Annotated in this window: 23 protein-coding genes and 1 pseudogene; 16 read left to right on the plus strand and 8 right to left on the minus strand. The window is 64.1% G+C overall.

Going from position 1 to position 19,008, the window contains the following annotated elements:
* Window position 1: 1 nt before the first annotated feature.
* The 4 genes and pseudogenes from FNA46_RS25990 to FNA46_RS09530 all read right to left on the minus strand — a co-directional run bounded on the left by FNA46_RS25990 (window position 2) and on the right by FNA46_RS09530 (window position 3,055).
* A complete protein-coding gene (locus FNA46_RS25990) occupies window positions 2-463 on the minus strand; it encodes a bleomycin resistance protein (RefSeq protein ID WP_185969789.1) in 462 nt (153 codons plus the stop codon).
* 12 nt (window positions 464-475) lie between these two features.
* Window positions 476-943 (minus strand): annotated as a pseudogene (locus tag FNA46_RS09520) (GrpB family protein); the annotation flags it as partial.
* Window positions 944-952: 9 nt separating this feature from the next.
* Complete coding sequence (gene tldD / locus FNA46_RS09525) at window positions 953-2,368, minus strand: metalloprotease TldD (protein ID WP_143124951.1); 1,416 nt, start codon at window positions 2,366-2,368, stop codon at window positions 953-955.
* Between the two features lie 105 nt (window positions 2,369-2,473).
* Window positions 2,474-3,055, minus strand: a complete 582-nt coding sequence (locus FNA46_RS09530; RefSeq protein WP_143124952.1) for an invasion associated locus B family protein — start codon at window positions 3,053-3,055, stop codon at window positions 2,474-2,476.
* A 318-nt stretch (window positions 3,056-3,373) separates the two neighbouring features.
* On the opposite strand from FNA46_RS09530, the gene coxB reads away from it, so the two are divergent.
* The 14 genes from coxB (at window position 3,374) to FNA46_RS09600 (ending at window position 14,238) form a co-directional block, all read left to right on the plus strand.
* The gene (gene coxB, locus FNA46_RS09535; protein WP_143124953.1) at window positions 3,374-4,252 is read left to right on the plus strand and encodes a cytochrome c oxidase subunit II; all 879 of its coding nucleotides are present in this window, start codon (window positions 3,374-3,376) and stop codon (window positions 4,250-4,252) included.
* A gap of 14 nt (window positions 4,253-4,266) precedes the next feature.
* On the plus strand, window positions 4,267-5,961 hold the full coding sequence (gene ctaD, locus FNA46_RS09540; protein WP_143124954.1) for a cytochrome c oxidase subunit I: 1,695 nt from the start codon (window positions 4,267-4,269) through the stop codon (window positions 5,959-5,961).
* 63 nt (window positions 5,962-6,024) lie between these two features.
* On the plus strand, window positions 6,025-6,981 hold the full coding sequence (locus tag FNA46_RS09545) for a heme o synthase (protein WP_143124955.1): 957 nt from the start codon (window positions 6,025-6,027) through the stop codon (window positions 6,979-6,981).
* Window positions 6,978-7,115: a hypothetical protein gene (locus tag FNA46_RS09550; RefSeq protein WP_185969792.1), complete on the plus strand. Its 138-nt coding sequence runs from the start codon at window positions 6,978-6,980 to the stop codon at window positions 7,113-7,115. The genes FNA46_RS09545 and FNA46_RS09550 overlap by 4 nt, the downstream gene beginning before the upstream one ends.
* A 22-nt stretch (window positions 7,116-7,137) precedes the next feature.
* On the plus strand, window positions 7,138-7,758 hold the full coding sequence (locus FNA46_RS09555) for a cytochrome c oxidase assembly protein (protein WP_143124956.1): 621 nt from the start codon (window positions 7,138-7,140) through the stop codon (window positions 7,756-7,758).
* Between the two features lie 58 nt (window positions 7,759-7,816).
* The gene (locus FNA46_RS09560; protein ID WP_143124957.1) at window positions 7,817-8,692 is read left to right on the plus strand and encodes a cytochrome c oxidase subunit 3; all 876 of its coding nucleotides are present in this window, start codon (window positions 7,817-7,819) and stop codon (window positions 8,690-8,692) included.
* Between the two features lie 93 nt (window positions 8,693-8,785).
* Complete coding sequence (locus FNA46_RS09565; protein WP_143124958.1) at window positions 8,786-9,169, plus strand: DUF983 domain-containing protein; 384 nt, start codon at window positions 8,786-8,788, stop codon at window positions 9,167-9,169.
* Window positions 9,138-9,923, plus strand: coding sequence for an SURF1 family protein (locus tag FNA46_RS09570; RefSeq protein ID WP_143124959.1), 786 nt, complete (start codon window positions 9,138-9,140; stop codon window positions 9,921-9,923). Before FNA46_RS09565 ends, FNA46_RS09570 begins: the two co-directional genes overlap by 32 nt.
* A 51-nt stretch (window positions 9,924-9,974) precedes the next feature.
* The gene (locus tag FNA46_RS09575) at window positions 9,975-10,340 is read left to right on the plus strand and encodes a DUF1304 domain-containing protein (protein ID WP_143124960.1); all 366 of its coding nucleotides are present in this window, start codon (window positions 9,975-9,977) and stop codon (window positions 10,338-10,340) included.
* Window positions 10,341-10,350: 10 nt separating this feature from the next.
* Window positions 10,351-11,349 (plus strand): 4-hydroxy-3-methylbut-2-enyl diphosphate reductase, encoded by a 999-nt coding sequence (ispH, locus tag FNA46_RS09580; protein WP_425468701.1) that lies wholly within the window; start codon window positions 10,351-10,353, stop codon window positions 11,347-11,349.
* A gap of 457 nt (window positions 11,350-11,806) precedes the next feature.
* The gene (locus tag FNA46_RS09585; RefSeq protein ID WP_143124962.1) at window positions 11,807-12,778 is read left to right on the plus strand and encodes a homoserine kinase; all 972 of its coding nucleotides are present in this window, start codon (window positions 11,807-11,809) and stop codon (window positions 12,776-12,778) included.
* Window positions 12,775-13,215, plus strand: coding sequence for a ribonuclease HI (rnhA, locus tag FNA46_RS09590; protein ID WP_143124963.1), 441 nt, complete (start codon window positions 12,775-12,777; stop codon window positions 13,213-13,215). Before FNA46_RS09585 ends, rnhA begins: the two co-directional genes overlap by 4 nt.
* Before the next feature lie 41 nt (window positions 13,216-13,256).
* Window positions 13,257-13,565 carry a Dabb family protein gene (locus FNA46_RS09595; RefSeq protein ID WP_143124964.1) on the plus strand — a complete coding sequence of 103 codons (309 nt, stop codon included), beginning with the start codon at window positions 13,257-13,259 and terminating at the stop codon, window positions 13,563-13,565.
* A 202-nt stretch (window positions 13,566-13,767) separates the two neighbouring features.
* Window positions 13,768-14,238, plus strand: coding sequence for a GNAT family N-acetyltransferase (locus FNA46_RS09600; RefSeq protein ID WP_143124965.1), 471 nt, complete (start codon window positions 13,768-13,770; stop codon window positions 14,236-14,238).
* A gap of 74 nt (window positions 14,239-14,312) precedes the next feature.
* Here FNA46_RS09600 and FNA46_RS09605 read toward each other — a convergent pair whose 3' ends face one another.
* From FNA46_RS09605 to FNA46_RS26530, 4 genes are read right to left on the minus strand one after another with little or no spacing between them, the layout of a single operon-like run.
* A complete protein-coding gene (locus FNA46_RS09605; protein ID WP_143124966.1) occupies window positions 14,313-15,212 on the minus strand; it encodes a metal ABC transporter substrate-binding protein in 900 nt (299 codons plus the stop codon).
* A gap of 19 nt (window positions 15,213-15,231) precedes the next feature.
* Window positions 15,232-16,104 (minus strand): metal ABC transporter permease, encoded by an 873-nt coding sequence (locus tag FNA46_RS09610; protein WP_143124967.1) that lies wholly within the window; start codon window positions 16,102-16,104, stop codon window positions 15,232-15,234.
* A complete protein-coding gene (locus FNA46_RS09615; protein ID WP_143124968.1) occupies window positions 16,101-16,871 on the minus strand; it encodes a metal ABC transporter ATP-binding protein in 771 nt (256 codons plus the stop codon). The genes FNA46_RS09610 and FNA46_RS09615 overlap by 4 nt, the downstream gene beginning before the upstream one ends.
* The gene (locus FNA46_RS26530; RefSeq protein WP_280177820.1) at window positions 16,868-16,990 is read right to left on the minus strand and encodes a hypothetical protein; all 123 of its coding nucleotides are present in this window, start codon (window positions 16,988-16,990) and stop codon (window positions 16,868-16,870) included. The genes FNA46_RS09615 and FNA46_RS26530 overlap by 4 nt, the downstream gene beginning before the upstream one ends.
* 120 nt (window positions 16,991-17,110) lie before the next feature.
* Here FNA46_RS26530 and FNA46_RS09620 point away from each other — a divergent pair, with 120 nt between their 5' ends.
* Window positions 17,111-17,524: a MarR family winged helix-turn-helix transcriptional regulator gene (locus tag FNA46_RS09620; protein ID WP_143124969.1), complete on the plus strand. Its 414-nt coding sequence runs from the start codon at window positions 17,111-17,113 to the stop codon at window positions 17,522-17,524.
* A 126-nt stretch (window positions 17,525-17,650) separates the two neighbouring features.
* Window positions 17,651-18,946 (plus strand): MFS transporter, encoded by a 1,296-nt coding sequence (locus FNA46_RS09625; protein WP_143124970.1) that lies wholly within the window; start codon window positions 17,651-17,653, stop codon window positions 18,944-18,946.
* Window positions 18,947-19,008: the final 62 nt, after the last annotated feature.

Below are 19,008 nucleotides of genomic sequence, written 5' to 3' on the forward strand. Positions count from 1 at the left end.
CTTACCGCAAGCCGTCCGGTGCGTCTCCGGTGCGAAGGCGACGGCCAAGATCCTCGAAGGGCCGCAGGAGGTAGCCGTCGGGATCGGCGACGAGGCACTGGCGGTTGCCGACCTCGTGGTCGTCGCGGCGATACCATGTGTCCTCGACCGGAAGGACGAGCGGATGGCCGGCGCGTTCCAGACGTTTGACGAGGGCCGAAAGGTCCGGCACGCGAAGTTGCAGGTTGAGGCCGCGGCCGAGCGGGGGCGTGAGCGGTGTCGCGTCATCGAAGGTGCGGCCGGTGCCGATCTGGTCGATCATCAGCTGGGCGTTTCCGAGCGTCAGAAAGGAAAAGCTCTCGTCCGGGCGCTCGTAGAGAACCTGAAAACCGATGAGATCCACGTAGAAGGCGCGGCTGCGCCGAAAGTCCGTCACCGCGAGTTCCGGAACCAGCGCGTTTTCGGAGGCGGTTGTCCCGGCTATGGCGTCGCGGATGAAGTCGCCCTTGGCGGCGGTGTAGCGGTCGCCGTCCTCTGCATAAAGGCCGGCCAGCTCCTGCTTCAGGACGCGATAGGCAAAGGCGAGATGCGGATTGGCCCGCAGGGCATCGCGGAAGGTGACGCGCTCGCGATGGGTCTGGCTGTCGGGCGGACAGAGATAGACCCGCCGGCCGGGATCACCCGGCATCAGGAAGGCGAAGACACCGTCGCCGTGGCGCGATCCGCGCGGCTGGTATCCGGCGTTTTCCAGGCGTGTCGCAAGATCCGGAATGGTGCCCGGATCCGCCACCGTCACATCGATGTCGATCAGCGGCTTGGCGGCAAGGCCGGGCACGGCCGTGCTGCCGACATGCTCGATTGCCGAGGCCGGCAGGGACAGAAGCCGTTGCAGTTCCCCGCCTGCCCGTTCGAATGCCAGCGGCCAGGCGGGGTCGTAATCGATGATCCTAACCCGCGTCGCCATGGCGCTCCGTCAGGCCTTGGTGCCGCCGACGGTGATCTGGTCCATCCGCAGATGCGGCTGGCCGACGCCCACCGGCACCCATTGGCCGGCCTTGCCGCAATTGCCGATGCCGGTATCGAGCTTGGAATCGTTGCCGACCATCGAGACGCGCTTCATCGCATCCGGGCCGTTGCCGATCAGCATGGCGCCCTTGATGGGCGCGCCGATCCGGCCGTTTTCGATCAGATAGGCTTCCGTGCAGCCGAACACGAACTTGCCGGAAGTGATGTCCACCTGCCCGCCGCCGAAGGAGACGGCATAGATGCCCTTCTTCACGGAGGCGATGATTTCCTCCGGCGTCTTGTCGCCCGAGAGCATATAGGTATTGGTCATGCGCGGCATCGGCTGGTGGGCATAGCCCTGGCGGCGGCCGTTGCCGGTCGGCGTCATGCCCATCAGGCGGGCGTTCTGCCGGTCCTGCATGTAGCCCACAAGCTTTCCGTTCTCGATCAGCACATTGTAGGCGGACGGCGTGCCCTCGTCATCGATGGTGATCGAGCCGCGGCGGTTGTCGATCGTGCCGTCATCGACCACGGTGACGCCGGGGGCTGCCACCATTTCGCCGAGCAGACCGGCAAACGCGGATGTCCTCTTCCGGTTGAAATCGCCTTCCAGCCCGTGGCCGACGGCCTCGTGCAGCATCACGCCCGGCCAGCCGTTGCCGAGCACCACATCCATGGTGCCGGCCGGCGCCTCGATGGCCTCCAGATTGACCAGCGCCTGCCGCAGCGCCTCGTCGGCGCCCGCCTGCCAGTTTCCGCCGGTGACGAAATCGCCGAAACCGATGCGGCCGCCGGTGCCGAAGGAGCCGCTTTCCTGCCGGTCGCCGTCGCCGGCCACCACCGAAATGCTGATGCGCGTCATCGGCCGCACGTCCTGCACGCGGTGACCATCGGCGCGCAGGATATCCACCACCTGCCAGCTGGCGGCAACGGTTGCCGTCACCTGCCGCACCTTCGGATCCTTGGCGCGCAGATAGGCGTCGATCTCGGTCAAAAGCGCCACCTTCTGTTCGAAGGAGGGCTGGCCGATCGGGTTCTCGTCGCCATAGAGCTTCTTGTTGGTGCGCTGGGGCGCTGCGCCATAGGAGCCGGAATAGCCGCGGGTGACGGCGCCGACCGCATCGGCCGCGCGCGACAGGGCGGCGGCGGACAGTTCGCCCGCATGCGCATAACCCACCGCTTCGCCGGCCACGGCGCGCAGGCCAAAACCCTGGTCGGTGTTGAAGGAGCCGCCTTTCAGGCGGCCATTGTCGAAGGAGAGCGATTCGGCCTGCGCATGTTCGATGAACAGCTCTCCGTCATCCGCGCCAGTAAGCGCGTCGGCAAGGATCCGGCGCAGGCGCGTCTCGTCGCAATCGAAGAGGGAGATCAGGTCGGTGGTCATCGGCAGCTCCTTGGTGCCGGATGCTTCGCCCGGCCGTGTTGTCCGATGTAGGACTGCCGGCGGCGGGACGCAACCCCGCAGGACCGGCGCGGCCGCTGCGCCGGATCAGGGAAGCGCGTCGTAGCCTTCGCCGAAGCCGCTGAGTTCGATCGGGATGCCGATGCGGTCCTGGTCGGCCGATTCGCGCAGCGCGAAGACGGCGCCCTTGCCGGCGCGCAGGATGCGCATCAGCTCGTCATCGATGCCGACTTCCACATAGCAGCCCTCGGAAAAGCAGCGGGTGAAGCCGGCGCGGCCAATGTTCTTGCCATCGACGTAAAGCTCCATGCCGTCCGTCAAAAGCACGCCAAGCGGGGCGAGGATGCGCAGGATGCGCGCCTTGCGGTCGGCAGTCTTCAGGATGACGACGGAGAGGCCCACTTCCGGCCGGTCGTCGGCCACCACGTTCTGCATCAGGGCGCACTGCTCCACCGAGGAGCCGGCGGGCTTGTCGCAGAGGATGGACCACGCGCCATGATTGCCGCGCACATTGCCCTGCTGCTGCGGAGAGAGCGGCTGCGGCTGGGCGGTCTGCGCACGAGGCTGCTTGTCTCCCGCAGGCGGCGTTTGTGCCAGGGCCACGTGGGCAAGCAGGAGCCCCGGAACGAGGGCTGCCAGCGTGGCGGCACGCAGGAAGGGAGAACGCATGAATACCTCTGTCTTTCGAATCAGTCGTGCTATTCTTGTCGCCGGTCCGGATAATGAAAAGCCCTGACGTCTTTTCAGCCGAGTGCGGCGAAAATACGGAGCCCGCGGCAAGCTTGCGGCAACCGCCATGAACCATCCTTCCCGTGCATTCCGGCGGCCTGAATTGACAACGCGCAAAAATGCCGCACGGACCAACGGGGATGAACCCTCTGGCGCATATTGCGGCAGTTGGCAAACTGTGATTGAACCAATAGGCTATAGCTTGGGAATATGCGTGGCGATCTGATCCAGATCAAACGCTTGGGGAGAGAAATCGTGATGAACAGAGCCTTAGCAGCCTTTGCTGCGACGATCTGTCTGCTCTTCGCTTCGGGGGCGGGAGCGGACCAGCCTGTACCGTGGCAGCTGGACCTGCAGCAGCCGGTAACGCCGATCATGCATGAGATCAAGTGGTTCTCGCATTATACACTCTGGTTCATCGTGCCCATCACGCTGCTGGTGCTGGCGCTTCTGGTCTGGGTCGTCGTGCGCTATCGCGCCAGCGCCAACCCGGTGCCTTCGCGCACCAGCCACAACACCACGATCGAGGTGGTGTGGACGCTCGGCCCGGTGCTCGTGCTGCTGTTCCTCGCCATTCCCTCCTTCAACCTCCTGAACGCCCAGCTCACCATGCCGGAAAAGCCCGACGTGACGGTGAAGGCCACCGCTACCCAGTGGTTGTGGAGCTATGAGTATCAGGGCATGGAAAATCCGGTCGGCTTCGACAGCTACCTGCTGCCGGACAAGGATCGCGAAAAGGCCGGCAAGGTCGACAAGGCGCGCTATCCGCGCCTGCTCGCGGTGGACAACGAGCTGGTGCTGCCGGTCAACAAGACCGTGCGCATGCTGGTGACGGCCGCTCCCACCGACGTGATCCACGCCTTCGCCATGCCCGCCTTCGGCATCAAGATCGATGCCGTGCCGGGCCGCCTGAACGAGACCTGGTTCCGCGCCGAGAAGGAAGGCCTCTATTATGGCCAGTGCTCCGAACTCTGCGGCAAGGACCATGCCTTCATGCCGATCGCCATCCGCATCGTCTCCGACGATCAGTACCAGGCCTGGCTTGCCTCGGCCGGTTCCGATCTGCCCGGCGCCTATCGCAAGCTGATGGCGGCAACCGATGCGCCGGCACGTACCGTCGCCGTCGCGTCCAAGTAAGGGGAGTGAGGACAATGGCTGGACATTCGACCGATCACGGTCATCACGCCCGCGTCGCGGACGGGGCGCACGCACATGACGATCATCACGATCACAAGCTGAGCTTCTTCGAGCGCTGGTTCAAGTCGACCAACCACAAGGACATCGGCACGCTCTACCTGATCTTCGCGATCTTCGCGGGCATCATCGGCGGCCTCTTGTCGGTGGCCATGCGCATGGAACTGCAGGAACCCGGCATCCAGATCTTCCACGGCCTTGCCGCCATGGTCTACGGTTTCGAAGGCGATGCGGCGATCGACGGCGGCAAGCACATGTACAATGTGTTCACCACAGCGCATGCGCTCATCATGATCTTCTTCATGGTGATGCCGGCGATGATCGGCGGCTTCGCCAACTGGATGATCCCGATCATGATCGGGGCACCGGACATGGCCTTCCCGCGTTTGAACAACATTTCCTTCTGGCTGATCGTGCCGGCCTTCATCCTGCTGCTGCTCTCCATGTTCGTGGAAGGTCCGGCAGGCGCCTATGGCGTGGGCGGCGGCTGGACGATGTATCCTCCGCTTGCCACCTCCGGCCATCCGGGCCCTGCGGTCGATCTTGCGATCTTCGCCCTGCACATCGCCGGTGTGTCCTCGATCCTCGGCGCGATCAACTTCATCACGACGATCCTCAACATGCGCGCCCCTGGCATGACGCTGCACAAGATGCCGCTGTTTGCCTGGGCCGTGCTGGTCACCGCCTTCCTGCTTCTGCTGTCGCTTCCGGTTCTCGCCGGCGGCATCACCATGCTGCTGACGGACCGCAATTTCGGCACCACCTTCTTCGCACCGGAAGGCGGCGGTGACCCGATCCTCTACCAGCACCTGTTCTGGTTCTTCGGTCATCCGGAAGTCTACATCCTGATCCTGCCGGGTTTCGGCATCATCAGCCACATCATCTCGACCTTCTCGAAGAAGCCGGTCTTCGGCTATCTCGGCATGGCCTATGCGATGGTGGCAATCGGTGCCGTCGGCTTCATCGTCTGGGCGCATCACATGTACACGGTCGGCCTGTCGCTTGATGCGCAGCGCTACTTCGTGTTCGCCACCATGGTGATCGCCGTTCCGACGGGCGTGAAGATCTTTTCCTGGATCGCGACGATGTGGGGCGGCTCGCTCTCCTTCCGCACGCCGATGATCTGGGCGATCGGCTTCATCTTCCTGTTCACCGTCGGCGGCGTCACCGGCGTCCAGCTCGCCAATGCCGGCCTCGACCGCTCGCTGCACGACACCTATTACGTTGTGGCCCATTTCCACTACGTTCTGTCGCTCGGCGCCGTTTTTGCCATCTTCGCGGCCTGGTACTACTGGTTCCCGAAGATGACCGGCTACATGTATTCCGAAAAGCTCGGCAACCTGCATTTCTGGGTGATGTTCGTGGGCGTGAACCTGGTGTTCTTCCCGCAGCACTTCCTCGGTCTTGCCGGCATGCCGCGCCGCTACATCGACTATCCGGATGCCTTCGTCGGCTGGAACTACGTCTCCTCGATCGGTTCCTACATCTCCTTCGTCGGTGTGCTGATCTTCCTCTTCTCCGTCTGGGAAGCCTTCGCCAAGAAGCGCGTCGCCGGCGACAATCCGTGGGGCGAAGGTGCGACCACGCTGGAATGGCAGCTGTCCTCGCCGCCGCCCTTCCACCAGTGGGAGCAGCTTCCCCGCATCAAGTAAACGAAGTCCGGCGCGGGTGTTGCAGCCCGCGCCGCTGAACGACGACAAACAGCAGGAATGACCATGGTCACCATCGACAATCACGCAGATCTCCGGGCAGAGGAGCAGGTTCGTCTCTCCGAAGCCGGGGCGCGCGATTTCTTCGAGCTTCTGAAGCCGCGCGTGATGTCGCTGGTGGTGTTCACCGCCTTTGCCGGGCTGCTTCTGGCGCCCGGCAGCATCAATCCGGTGATCGGGGCCATTGCCATTCTCTGCATCGCGGTGGGGGCAGGGGCCTCCGGCGCGCTCAACATGTGGTACGATGCCGATATCGATGCGGTGATGACGCGCACGGCCCGTCGTCCCATTCCTGCCGGCCGCATCCGGCCGGAAGAGGCGCTGGCCTTCGGCCTGACGCTCTCGACCTTTTCCGTGGCGATCCTCGGCCTGGTGGTCAACTGGTTCGCGGCCGGGCTGCTCGCCTTCACCATCTTCTTCTATGCCGTCGTCTATACGATGTGGCTGAAGCGTTCGACGCCGCAGAACATCGTGATCGGCGGGGCATCCGGCGCATTTCCGCCGATGATCGGCTGGGCCTGCGTGACGGGCGGCGTGTCTCTCGACAGCGTCGTGCTGTTTCTCATCATCTTCCTGTGGACGCCTGCGCATTTCTGGGCGCTTGCCCTCTTCAAGATGCGCGATTACGGCTCCGTCGGCATTCCGATGATGCCGAATGTCGCCGGCGAGCGGGCTACCAAGCACCAGATCGTCGCCTATGCCGTGCTGACCGCTGCCGTCGCCGTCGTACCCGCCATGACCGGGCTTGTCGGCTGGGGCTATGGCCTGTTTGCCGCAGCCCTTGGCGCCGTCTTCATCGTCTGTTCCATCGCCGTCTGGCGCATGCCGGATGGCGACCAGAAGATGATCGCCGCCAAGCGCATGTTCGCCTATTCGGTGCTCTATCTCTTCGCCATCTTCTCCGCGCTGATTGCCAGCCATTACGCCGAACTGCTCGTCGGCCGCTTCGGAGGGATGCTGTGATCGAGACTATCAAGCCGACGGAGGCGCAGAAGAAATCGCGGCGCGGGCGCAATGTGGCGCTCGGCGTCGTGCTTGCAGCACTGGTGGCCCTCTTCTACGTGGTCACCATCATCAAGCTGGGCGGAATGGGCTGAACGGGACGGGGAGGAGAACGGGATGGCCAATCAGCAGCAGGACACGGCAAACGGGGCGGCCAAGGGGAAGGTCAGCAATGGCGTGATCCTGGCAAGCTGCGTCGTCTTCGTCTGCGGCATGGTGGGGGCTGCCTTCGCATCCGTGCCGCTCTACCGGCTGTTCTGTCAGGTCACCGGCTATAACGGCACCACGCAGCGCGTCGAACAGTATTCGGAGACGGTGCTGGACCGCACGATCCGCGTGAGCTTCGATGCCAACACCTCCAGCGGCCTGAACTGGGACTTCAAGCCGGTGGACAGGATGGTGGAGCCGAAGATCGGCGAAACGATCCAGATCAGCTACAAGGCGACCAACCGTTCCGCGACGCCCACCACGGGCACGGCCGTGTTCAATGTCACGCCGATGGAAGCCGCCGTCTATTTCAACAAGGTGCAGTGCTTCTGCTTCACCGAAACCACGCTGCAGCCGGGCCAGACGCTCGACATGCCCGTGGTGTTCTTCGTCGATCCCGAGATCGTCAAGAGCGAGGAAACCAGGAACATCAAGAATATCACGCTGTCCTACACCTTCTATCCCAGCCAGGGGGCAAAGCCGGTTGCCGGCTTGAAGGGCGAGAAGGCCGACAGCGCGAAGAAGTTGTGAGAGAGGGTCCTGCCGCGCGAGCGGGAGGGCTTGAGGAGAAACATCGGGGACTGATCACATGGCGCAAGCGCACCAGAAACAACACGATTACCACATCATAGACCCGAGCATCTGGCCGCTGATGGCCTCGATCGGCGCCTTTGTCGTCACGTTTGGCGGTGTCGGCTACATGCGCTACCTGCATGGCGGCACGTTCCACATCTTCGGCCTGAACCTTGCCAATCCGTGGCTGTTCTTCATCGGCCTCGCGATCCTCGTCTACACCATGGTCGGCTGGTGGGCGGACACGATCAAGGAGGGGCGCGAAGGGCACCATACCAAGGTGGTCTCCCTGCATCTGCGCTACGGCATGATCATGTTCATCGCCTCGGAGGTGATGTTCTTCGTGGCCTGGTTCTGGGCCTTCTTCGATGCGAGCCTCTTTCCGCACGAGGCGATCCAGGCAAGCCGCGTTACCGCCACCGGTGGCCAGTGGCCGCCGAAGGGCATCGAGGTGCTCGATCCCTGGCACCTGCCGCTCTACAACACCGTAATCCTGCTGCTCTCCGGCACCTGTGTCACCTGGGCGCACCATGCGCTGTTGCACAATGACCGCAAGGGCCTCATCAACGGTCTGGCGCTGACGGTGGCGCTCGGCGCGCTGTTCTCCTTCGTGCAGGGCTATGAATACGTGCATGCCCCGTTCGACTTCAAGAACTCGATCTATGGCGCCACCTTCTTCATGTCGACGGGCTTCCACGGCTTCCACGTGCTGGTCGGCACCATTTTCCTGCTGGTCTGCCTGATCCGCGCCATCAATGGCGGCTTCACGCCCACCAAGCATTTCGGCTTCGAGGCCGCCGCCTGGTACTGGCACTTCGTTGACGTGGTCTGGCTGTTCCTGTTCTTCGCGATCTACATCTGGGGTGGCTGGGGCGCGCCGCTCGCCCATTGAGCGGCAGCCGCATCCGTTGAACGATACGAAAGGGGCGGCACGACCGCCCCTTTTCCATCCGGGCGCCGCCCGGGTTCAGGGAAGGAGCAAAGCATGCCACACGATCACGCGCAGTATCCGCCGCAGGATGCCGTGTCCACCGGCCTGCGTGGGGCCTGCCCCCGCTGCGGCCAGGGCCGGCTGTTCGAGGGTCTCCTGAAGGTTCGCCCCGCCTGCACGGCCTGCGGTCTGGATTACGGCTTTGCCGATGCGGGGGATGGACCGGCGGTCTTCGTGATGCTGATCCTCGGCTTCCTTGTGGTGGGCTTTGCCCTATGGTTCGAATTCACGTTTCACCCGTCGATCTGGCTGCATTTCGTGGTCACGCTGCCCTTTGCCGTCATCGTCTGCCTCGGCAGTCTCCGGCTGCTGAAGGGGCTGCTGATTGCCTTACAATACAAGCACAATGCCAGCGAGGGCCGGATCGATCGTGACTGATATCGTGCGCGACACCGAGGCAGATAAGCCCCCGATGAGCCGCGGAAAGCGGATCGCAACCGGTGCGGTCGTCCTCATCGCGCTGGGCATCCTTGTGTCGCTCGGCACCTGGCAGGTGCAACGGCTGCACGAGAAGGAAGCACTGCTGGCGCAGATCGAAAGCCGCCGCCACGGCGCGCCTGTCGATCTCACGCTGGCTGAGCAGACCATGGCGCGCGGCGAGGATGGCGAATATCTGCATGTGCGGGTCACCGGTCGTTTCGATCACAGCCGCGAGCGGCATTTCTTCGCGACCTTCGAGGGCGAGAGCGGCTTTTATGTCTATACGCCGCTGACGCTGGCCGACGGTCGCATCCTGCTCCTCAACCGCGGCTTCGTGCCCTATGAGCTCAAGGATCCCGCCCGGCGGGCTGCCGGTCAGGTATCGGGAACGGTGACGCTGGCCGGCTACGTGCGCAACCGGCTGGCGAAAAAACCCTCCTCCATCCTGCCGGACAACGATCCCGCCAAAAACATCTTCTACTGGAAGGACTGGCAGGCGATGGTGGCCAGCAGCGGCCTCGACGCCGCCCGCGTGCTGCCCTTCTTCGTGGATGCCGATGCGACGGTTGCCAATCCCGGCGGCTTGCCGAAGGGCGGCGTCACACAGTTCGATCTGCCGAACAACCATCTGCAATATGCCCTGACCTGGTATGGGCTCGCCGTCGCGCTGGTGGCGGTCACCGGCCTCATGCTGTTTCGGCGCAAGACATAACGGCGGTTCGGGGAGGGCCGGCCGCCGGGCTTCATCGGATCGGGGGACATCATGACGGTCGTGGCGGCTTTTCTCGTGGCGCTGGTGGCGCTCGAGCATTTTTACATCCTCGTGCTGGAGATGTTTCTCTGGACGAAGCCGGCCGGGCGGCGCGCCTTCGGTCTTTCGCCGGAACGGGCGGCGGCGACGAGGGTGATGGCCGCCAATCAGGGCCTCTATAACGGTTTTCTCGCCACAGGCCTCGTCTGGGCACTGCTGCATCCGGACGCGGGCTTCGCCTTCCAGCTCAAATTGTTTTTTGTTGGCTGCGTGCTGGTGGCTGGCCTATATGGGGGAGCGACCGCCGCGCGGAAGATTTGGCTCATCCAGGCCCTTCCGGCGGCGCTTGCCCTGATTGCCGTCCTCATCGCAGGCTGACCGAATGAACATGCAGGAAATCCGACCGCCCCTGACCATCCGCCTGTGCGGGCCGCGCGGCTTTTGCGCGGGCGTGGACCGGGCAATCCAGATCGTGGTGCTGGCGCTGAAGGCCTATGGTGCGCCGGTCTATGTGCGCCACGAGATCGTCCACAACCGCTATGTGGTGGAAGGGCTGGAGGCCAAGGGCGCGATCTTCGTCGAGGAACTGAACGAGATCCCGGAGGAGCATCGCCAGCAGCCGGTGGTGTTTTCCGCCCATGGCGTACCGAAATCGGTGCCGGAAGATGCGCAGTCGCGCAATCTCTTCTATCTGGATGCCACCTGTCCGCTGGTATCGAAGGTGCACAAGCAGGCCATGCGCCACCAGCGCCTGGGACGCCATGTGATCCTGATCGGCCATGCCGGCCACCCGGAAGTGATCGGCACCATGGGCCAGCTGCCGGAGGGCACGGTCTCGCTGATCGAGACGGTCGAGGATGTGGATGCCTACGAGCCCGCCGACCCGGACAATCTCGGCTATGTGACGCAGACGACGCTGTCGGTGGACGATACCGCCGGCGTGATCGCCCGCCTGCAGGAGCGTTTTCCCAATCTCACGGCGCCTGCGGCCGACAGCATCTGCTATGCCACGACGAACCGGCAGGAAGCTGTGAAGCAGGCCGCGCCCGGCTGCGATCTCTTCATCGTCGTCGGCGCGCCCAATTCGTCCAATTCCAAGCGGCTGGTGGAGGTGGCATTGCGCGCCGGCGCCACCCGCTCGCTTTTGGTGCAGCGCGCGGCCGAGATCGACTGGGATCAGGTGGGAAAAATCCGCACGCTCGGCATCTCCGCCGGCGCATCCGCCCCGGAAGTCATCGTCGACGAGATCATCGAGGCCTTCCGCGCCCGCTTCGACGCTACCGTGGAGCTCGCGATCACGGCGGAGGAAAACGAGCACTTCCTCGTCAACCGCGAACTGCGCAGCATCGAGCTCACCCGCGAAGACATGGCCTGGGTGAATGGGTGAGGCGCGGCCGGGCGCTCTCGCGCCCGGAGAAATCGATCCAGCGATCGATTTCAGCGCCGAACGCCCTGAGCTCAAGCGAAGGGCCGGGGCGTCAGCCAGGAACGGTCAGGCGAAGCCTGAGAAATCGATCCAGTGAATCGATGTCAGTGACGAACGCGCCGGGCCTGAAGCGAGGCACCGGGGCTTTCCTCCAGTGCGACGGCGCCAGCCAGCAAAACGCTCCGGTGGAGCGTTTTGAGTTGCGAACGCCCTGAGCTCAAGCGAAGGGCCGGGGCTTCCGCCAGTGCGACGGCGGCGCTGACCTCTGATACCCTCCTGCTTTGCCGAACGACGCCATGCCCACCCGCAAATCCTGTGCCCATCCCGCTCCCGGGGCTAGCCATCATCCCGTCCCCCTGTGTATGCCTTGTGGCAGACGGGCTGGGCGATCAGCCGCGAAGCTGCAGGGACAAGAGAATTGGCCGTTTACACCGATATCAGCGAGACCGATCTGCGGGCCTTCCTCGCCCAGTATGATGTGGGCGAGCTCACCTCCTACAAGGGCATTGCCGAGGGGGTGGAGAATTCCAATTTCCTCCTGCACACCACCAGGGACCCGCTGATCCTGACGCTTTACGAGAAGCGGGTGGATGCCGGCGACCTGCCGTTTTTCCTTGGCCTGATGCAGCATCTGGCGGAGAAGGGCCTGTCCTGCCCGCTGCCGCTGCCGCGCCATGACGGCAGGCTGACGGGCGAACTCTCCGGCCGGCCGGCGGCGCTCATCTCCTTCCTCGAAGGCATGTGGCTCAGAAAGCCGGAGGCCGCCCATTGCGGGCAGGTGGGCCGCGCGCTGGCCGAACTGCATCTCGCCGCCCAGGATTTTTCGATCCGCCGGCCGAATGCGCTGTCGCTCGATGGCTGGCTCGATCTTTGGGCGAAGGCCGGCCCGCGCGCCGACGAGGTGCAGGAGGGGCTTCAGGCGGAGATCTCTGACGAGCTGGATCACCTCTCCGGCCACTGGCCCAAAGATTTGCCGACCGGCGTGATCCATGCCGATCTCTTCCAGGACAATGTCTTCTTCCTCGGCGACCGGCTCTCCGGCCTCATCGATTTCTACTTCGCCTGCAACGACATGCTGGCCTATGACGTGGCGATCTGCCTGAATGCCTGGTGTTTTCAGCCGGATGGCTCCTACAATTTTGCGAAAGGCGCGGCGCTGCTTGCCGGTTACCAGTCGGTTCGGCCGCTCTCGGCGAACGAGCAGGCGGCGCTTCCCATTCTCGCGCGCGGTTCGGCGCTGCGCTTCTTCCTCACCCGCCTCTATGACTGGCAGACGACGCCGGAAGGCGCGCTGGTGGTGAAGAAGGACCCGCTCGAATATCTGCGCAAATTGCGCTTCCACCGCGCCATCGTCTCGCCCTCCGAATACGGACTGGAGATTGCGTCGTGAAGCAGGTGGAAATCTTTACCGACGGCGCCTGCTCCGGCAATCCGGGCCCCGGCGGCTGGGGCGCCATCCTGCGCTATGGCGAGGTGCAGAAGGAGCTTTATGGCGGCGAGGCCGATACCACCAACAACCGCATGGAGCTGCTTGCGGCGATCACCGCGCTGAATGCGCTGAAAAGCCCCTGCGAGGTCGATCTCCACACCGACAGCAAATATGTGATGGACGGCATCTCCAAGTGGATCTTTGGCTGGAAGAAGAACGGCTGGAAGACCGCGGACAAGAAGCCGGTGAAGAATGGAGAACTGTGGCAGCAGCTCGATGCCGCCAACCAGCGCCACAAGGTCAAATGGCACTGGGTCAAGGGCCATGCCGGCCACCCCGAAAATGAACGTGCCGATGAACTGGCGCGTCTCGGCATGGAGCCGTTCAAGAAGCGGTGACGACAAGAACAGGGCGGTTTTGCCCGTTGAAGGAGGAAGCCATGATCCTGCACTGCGTGTTCCTGCGCCTGAAGGCCGCGCTGCCGGCTGCCGACAAGCAATCGATCTACGAGGATCTGGCAAAGCTTCAGGCCGTCATCCCCGGCATCGTCAGCATCAGGACCGGCCCGAATGTCTCGCCGGAGGGCTTGAGCGGCGGCTTTCGCGACGGTTTTGTCGTGACCTTCGAGAATGCGGCGGCACGTGATGCCTATCTCGATCATCCCGAGCACAAGGCGGTGGGTGAGCGCATCGTTGCCGCCTGCGATGGCGGCCTTTCCGGGCTTCTGGTGTTCGATCTGGAGGTGTGAGAGACGTCGGAGAACCCCTCCCCACAAGGGAGAGGGGCTAACCCGGCCGCTCCGCCTGGTACCCCATCACCGACAGCGGAACGATTTATTTGGGCAACTCGGTGCCCCTCGCGGTCTCCCCCCTTGTGGGGGAGATGGCGGCAGCCAGAGGGGGAGCTTGCACCCACAGTCGGACAAAACGCCATAGAAGGCAGATGAGGGGATGCGGTTTCATATCAGCCTGGCCCAGCATGAAGATGTCGCCTCCTGGCTTCGCCTGGCAGAAGAGGTGGTGCCGCTTTTCGGACCCATGCCGGATTTCGAGACTGTCTTGACCCGCAAGATCGCACAACGCCAGGCCTTCTGCGCAAAAGCGGAGTCTATGAACCTGAATGTTCTGGGAGGCGTACTCTTCGGCGGCAGCGGCACGGACTACGCCATCCGCTGGCTCGCCGTTTCATCGCAACATCAGCGGCTCGGCATTGGCAAGGCCCTCATCAATGCGGCCCTTTCAACCATGCCTCCGGAGTGCATCGTTCAGGTCGATACCTTTGTCGAAGGCAGTCCGGGAGCAGGGCCCGCCAGAGGACTGTACGAGAGCTGTGGTTTTGTGCCGGGAGACGTTTCTTGCGAAGGGGAGACCGTTCGCCAGCGGTATGTTCTGCGGCCGCGCATGATCGAGCATGATCTCTGAGCGTGTATCGGCGCGTGTCCTCTCTCCCCGCAATGCGGGGAGAGGGTTAGGGTGAGGGCCCCCCCTGAAAGCTCTTAGCTGCCCTTGGTCATGGCGGCGGCGAGCTGGTCCACGTTGTAGCGGAACATCTTTTCATAAGTGGGCGCCGGGCCCTTGGCCTTGGAGAGCGATTCCACGTAAAGCTCGCCGCCCGGCTCGGCACCGGTGGCCTTGGCCACCTGCTTGACGAGACGCGGATCGTTGGAGTTTTCGAAGAAGTAGGTCTTCACGTGCTCGGCCTTGATCTGGTCGATCAGCTTGGCAACGTCGGTGGCGGCAGCCTCGCTTTCGGTGGAGATGCCGAGTGGCGCCAGGAAGGTTACCTTGTATTCGCGGCCGAAATAGCCGAAGGCGTCATGGCTGGTCAGCACCTTGCGGCGGTCCTCCGGCACCTTGCCGATCTTGTCGCGCGCATAGGCGTCCATGGCGTCGAGCTTCTTGGCATAGGCTTCGGCATTGGCCTTGAAGGTAGCGGCGTCGGCCGGATCGGCGGCGGAAAGCGCCTTTTCGATATTGGCGACCCAGACCTTCACGTTGACCGGGCTGTTCCACACATGCGGATCAGTGACGGTCTTGCCGTCCTCTTCCATGGTGCGGGTGTTGACGCCTTCCGAGGCGGTGACCGGCTTGCCCTTGAAGCCGGACGCCGTGATCAGCCGATCCATCCAGCCTTCCAGGCCTTCGCCGCTGACGAAGACGACATCGGCTTCCTTCAGCTTCTTGGCGTCGCTTGGCGACGGCTCGAATTCGTGGGGGTCGCCATCGGGGCCGACTAGGCTTGCGACATGCACCTTGTCGCCGCCGACCTGATGGACGACATCGGCCAGCACGGTGAAGGAGGCCACCGCCTTCAGCTCCGCCGCAGAAACGGGCGCGGAGAGGGCAAGCAGGGCAGGACCGGCCGCAGCGGCCAGCAGCAGGGAACGGAGGGACATCGGAAGATTCTCCTTCGGGTTAGCCCGTCAGATGCGGGCGGGGGAAATAGCGCCGGGCAAGGCCGGAGGGCGCAATGAGGATCGAGAGGCCGTAGAACAGCGCGGCGGTGACGATGATCGTCGGGCCGGAGGCAAGCTCCAGGTGATAGGAGGCGATGAGGCCGAGATAGCCGGAGAGAAGGGCGGTGACGGAGGCGATCGCCAGCATCACCGGCAGGGTGCGCGACCACAGCTGCGCGATCGCCGCCGGCAGCATCATCAGGCCAACCGCCATCAGCGTGCCGAGCGCCTGGAAGCTCGCAACGAGGTTCAGCACCACCAGCACCAGGAAGGCGACGTGATAAAGCGGCCCGCGACCGCCAACGGCGCGGAGAAAACCGGGGTCGAAGCATTCGGCAACGAGCGGTCGGTAGATCAGCGCCAGCGCCACCAGCGTGACGGAGGTGATGGTGCCGATCTCGATCAAGGCATCGGAATCGATCGCCAGAATGGTGCCGAACAGCACGTGCAGCAGGTCGATGTTGGAGCCGCGCAGCGAGACGATCAGCACGCCGAGCGCGAGCGAGGTGAGGTAGAAACTGGCAAAGCTCGCATCTTCGGCAAGGCTTGTGGCGCGGCTGACGACGCCGGCCAGCAGCGCAACGGAGAGGCCGGCGATCAGCCCGCCGATCCCCATCGCCGTCAGCGAGAGCGAGCCCGCGACGAGATAGCCGATGGCCGCGCCCGGCAGCACCGCATGGCTCAGCGCATCGCCCATCAGGCTCATGCGCCGCATCATCAGGAAGACGCCGATCGGCCCGCAGCCGAGCGACAGGCAGAGGCAGGCAACCAGCGCCCGGCGCATGAAGCCGTAATCGGCAAGGGGCGCGAGAAAGAGATCGTAGAGGCTCATGCGGCGGGCTCGCAGACGGGGGCGGTCTCGTCCCAGCGCTCGGCCATGGCGCGCGCCTTCAGAAGATTGGCGGGCGCCATCACCTCGGTGGTCGGGCCCCAGCCGATCAGTTCGCGGGCAATCAGCAGGGTTTCCGGAAAATGACTGCGCACCTGCTCGAAATCATGCAGCACCGCCACCACCGTGCGGCCTTCGCCATGCCAGCGGCTGACCAGCGCCAGCAGGTCGTGCGTGGTGCGGGCATCGATTGCGGTAAAGGGCTCGTCCAGCAGGATCAGCCGCGCCTCCTGCATCAGCAGCCGGGCAAACAGCACGCGCTGGAACTGGCCGGCCGACAGCGAGCCGATCGGCCGGCGCTCGAAGCCGTCGAGGCCGACGGTGGACAGCGCCTCCTGCGCCCGCTCCCGCGCCGCCCTTGCCACACGTCCGAAGGCGCCGCTCTGGTGCCAGTCGCCGAGAAGCACGGTATCCAGAACATTGATCGGAAAGCGCCGGTTGATCTCGGCGGCCTGCGGCAGGTAACCGATGTCGCGGGCTGCAAGTCCATGCTCGATGCGGCCTTCCGCCGGGCGAAGCTCGCCGACGATGGCCTTCAGCAGCGTGGATTTGCCAGCACCGTTCGGCCCGGCAATCGCCGTCAGGCTGCCGGCCTTCAGCGTGCCGGACACATGATGCACGGCCGGATGGCGATCATAGGTCACCGTCAGGTTTTGCAGGGTCAGCGCCGCGCCGCGCTCCGCTGCGGCTTTCGTCGTCGCGCCGCTCATGGCAGGGCCACCGCCCAGGAGATGGCAAGCCACAGGCCGCCGATCAGCACGAGGGCGACAGCTGCCCGGGAAAGCGCTGCCTGCTGCAACAGGCTGAAGGGGGAGGGGGATCGGGACATGCAGTGCCTTCGTCATGTAACTTTGTAACATTGGTTATGTTATAACGATTGCGGCGGAAACATGGCTGGCTCTGTGTCTTCCTCTTGCATTTGTCAAACTGCGGGTATATGCACGTATCTATGTCCAATGCCTCCTGCCACTGCATCGCGCTACGCAAGGCGACCCGCAAGCTGTCTTCGCTTTACGATGCGGCGCTTGCACCGCTCGGCATCAATGTCGGTCAGTTCAGCCTGTTGAGGCGTGTCCGGCGGTTCGGGCCGGTCTCGCTGACGGATCTGGCCGAGTATCTGGATCTCGACCGCTCCACGGTGGGACGCAATACGAAGGTGCTGGAGCGCATGGGCCTTCTCACCGTCGCGACCGGACGGGACCAGCGCGAGGCCCTTCTGTCGCTGACGGACGCCGGCCGGCAGGTGGTGGAGGATGGCGCGCCGCTCTGGGATGCGGTGCAAGGCAATATCGAGACGCGGCTGGGGGCGGAAAGGCTCGCCCAGCTGCATGACATTCTGAACGATATCCAGACCGACTGCTGAACCATCGCCCGCACCTTTAAGCGGGCATATGCCCGTAAAATCCGGAACACACCCGCCCTGCCACGGCCCCGCTGCAAAGGCTCCTCTGCCTCGGCCCCTCTGGCGAACACGCAAAGGACGAACATCATGATTTCCACCCGTGTCGCCCGCTGGATGGCGCACCGAAACCTGCATTATGGCTGGGTGGTCGCGGCGACCACCTTTCTCACCATGCTCGCCACGGCCGGCGCCATGGGCTCGGCCGGCGTGATGATCCAGCCGCTGCATCAGGAATTCGGCTGGGACATTGCCGAGATCTCCACCGCCATGGCGGTGCGTCTCGTGCTGTTCGGCCTGCTCGGCCCGTTTGCCGCCGCCTTCATGAACCATTTTGGCGTGCGCCAGGTGGTGGCGACGGCACTGTCCCTGATCTTTGCCGGCATCGTCGCCTCGATGTTCATGACGAAGGTCTGGCAATTGCTGCTGCTGTGGGGCGTCGTGGTCGGCGTCGGCACCGGCATGACGGCGCTCGTGCTGGGCGCCACCGTCGCAACCCGCTGGTTTTCCAAGCGGCGCGGCCTCGTGGTCGGCCTGATGACGGCGAGCAATGCCACCGGCCAGCTGGTCTTCCTACCGATCCTCGCCGCGCTGACGGAAGCCTATGGCTGGCGCGCGGCGCTGACGCTGTCTGTCACCGTCATCGCGGCCGCCATGCTGCTGGTGCTTGCCCTGATGCGTGATCATCCGGCCGATCTCGGCCTTGCCCCCTATGGCGAAACGCAGGTGACAAAGCCCGTCAGGCAGGATCACAAGCTTCTGGCCACGCTCGCCTCGCCGCTGATCACGCTGAAAAGCGTCTCGAACAATCCGGTGTTCTGGGCGCTGTTCGGCACCTTCTTCGTCTGCGGCCTCTCCACCAACGGCCTCATCCAGACGCACTGGATCTCGATCTGCGGCGATTTCGGCATGGCGGCGGTGACCGCGGCCGGAACGCTTGCCGTCATCGGCATGTTCGATTTCGTCGGCACGATCTTCGCCGGCTGGCTGTCGGACCGGTTCGACAACCGCGTGCTGCTGTTCTGGTTCTATGGCCTGCGCGGCCTCTCGCTGATCTACCTGTCCTTTTCCGGCTTCAGCGTGATCGAGCTGTCGGTCTTTGCGGTTTTCTATGGGCTGGATTGGGTGGCCACCGTGCCGCCGACGGTCAAGCTCGCGGCGGAAAACTTCGGCCGTGAAAAGGCGGGTCTCGTGTTCGGCTGGGTGTTTACCGGCCATCAGATCGGTGCGGCCACCGCCGCCTTCGGCGCCGGCTATTTCCGCAGCGATTTCGATACCTATATGCCCGCGCTGCAGATTGCTGGCGTCATGTGCATCCTGGCGGCACTTGTCGTCATGCTGCTGAAGAAGCCGGCACGGCCGCAGCCGCTCCCGCAGGCGGCCTGAGGAGGCACAATGCGGAAGGGGGAGAGGCATCGCCTCTCCCCCTTCCTTGTTTGCGTCAGCGT

This window comes from Affinirhizobium straminoryzae (genome assembly GCF_007004135.1).
Classification (GTDB): domain Bacteria; phylum Pseudomonadota; class Alphaproteobacteria; order Rhizobiales; family Rhizobiaceae; genus Neorhizobium; species Neorhizobium straminoryzae.

Excerpts from the sequence above, each read along its gene's own strand:
- tldD (WP_143124951.1), bottom strand. The coding sequence starts at position 2,368 with ATGACCACCGACCTGATCTCCCTCTTCGATTGCGACGAGACGCGCCTG.
- FNA46_RS09530 (WP_143124952.1), bottom strand. The coding sequence starts at position 3,055 with ATGCGTTCTCCCTTCCTGCGTGCCGCCACGCTGGCAGCCCTCGTTCCG.
- coxB (WP_143124953.1), top strand. The coding sequence starts at position 3,374 with ATGAACAGAGCCTTAGCAGCCTTTGCTGCGACGATCTGTCTGCTCTTC.
- ctaD (WP_143124954.1), top strand. The coding sequence starts at position 4,267 with ATGGCTGGACATTCGACCGATCACGGTCATCACGCCCGCGTCGCGGAC.
- FNA46_RS09545 (WP_143124955.1), top strand. The coding sequence starts at position 6,025 with ATGGTCACCATCGACAATCACGCAGATCTCCGGGCAGAGGAGCAGGTT.
- FNA46_RS09555 (WP_143124956.1), top strand. The coding sequence starts at position 7,138 with ATGGCCAATCAGCAGCAGGACACGGCAAACGGGGCGGCCAAGGGGAAG.
- FNA46_RS09560 (WP_143124957.1), top strand. The coding sequence starts at position 7,817 with ATGGCGCAAGCGCACCAGAAACAACACGATTACCACATCATAGACCCG.
- FNA46_RS09565 (WP_143124958.1), top strand. The coding sequence starts at position 8,786 with ATGCCACACGATCACGCGCAGTATCCGCCGCAGGATGCCGTGTCCACC.
- FNA46_RS09570 (WP_143124959.1), top strand. The coding sequence starts at position 9,138 with ATGCCAGCGAGGGCCGGATCGATCGTGACTGATATCGTGCGCGACACC.
- FNA46_RS09575 (WP_143124960.1), top strand. The coding sequence starts at position 9,975 with ATGACGGTCGTGGCGGCTTTTCTCGTGGCGCTGGTGGCGCTCGAGCAT.
- ispH (WP_425468701.1), top strand. The coding sequence starts at position 10,351 with ATGCAGGAAATCCGACCGCCCCTGACCATCCGCCTGTGCGGGCCGCGC.
- FNA46_RS09595 (WP_143124964.1), top strand. The coding sequence starts at position 13,257 with ATGATCCTGCACTGCGTGTTCCTGCGCCTGAAGGCCGCGCTGCCGGCT.
- FNA46_RS09600 (WP_143124965.1), top strand. The coding sequence starts at position 13,768 with ATGCGGTTTCATATCAGCCTGGCCCAGCATGAAGATGTCGCCTCCTGG.
- FNA46_RS09605 (WP_143124966.1), bottom strand. The coding sequence starts at position 15,212 with ATGTCCCTCCGTTCCCTGCTGCTGGCCGCTGCGGCCGGTCCTGCCCTG.
- FNA46_RS09610 (WP_143124967.1), bottom strand. The coding sequence starts at position 16,104 with ATGAGCCTCTACGATCTCTTTCTCGCGCCCCTTGCCGATTACGGCTTC.
- FNA46_RS09615 (WP_143124968.1), bottom strand. The coding sequence starts at position 16,871 with ATGAGCGGCGCGACGACGAAAGCCGCAGCGGAGCGCGGCGCGGCGCTG.
- FNA46_RS26530 (WP_280177820.1), bottom strand. The coding sequence starts at position 16,990 with ATGTCCCGATCCCCCTCCCCCTTCAGCCTGTTGCAGCAGGCAGCGCTT.
- FNA46_RS09620 (WP_143124969.1), top strand. The coding sequence starts at position 17,111 with ATGTCCAATGCCTCCTGCCACTGCATCGCGCTACGCAAGGCGACCCGC.
- FNA46_RS09625 (WP_143124970.1), top strand. The coding sequence starts at position 17,651 with ATGATTTCCACCCGTGTCGCCCGCTGGATGGCGCACCGAAACCTGCAT.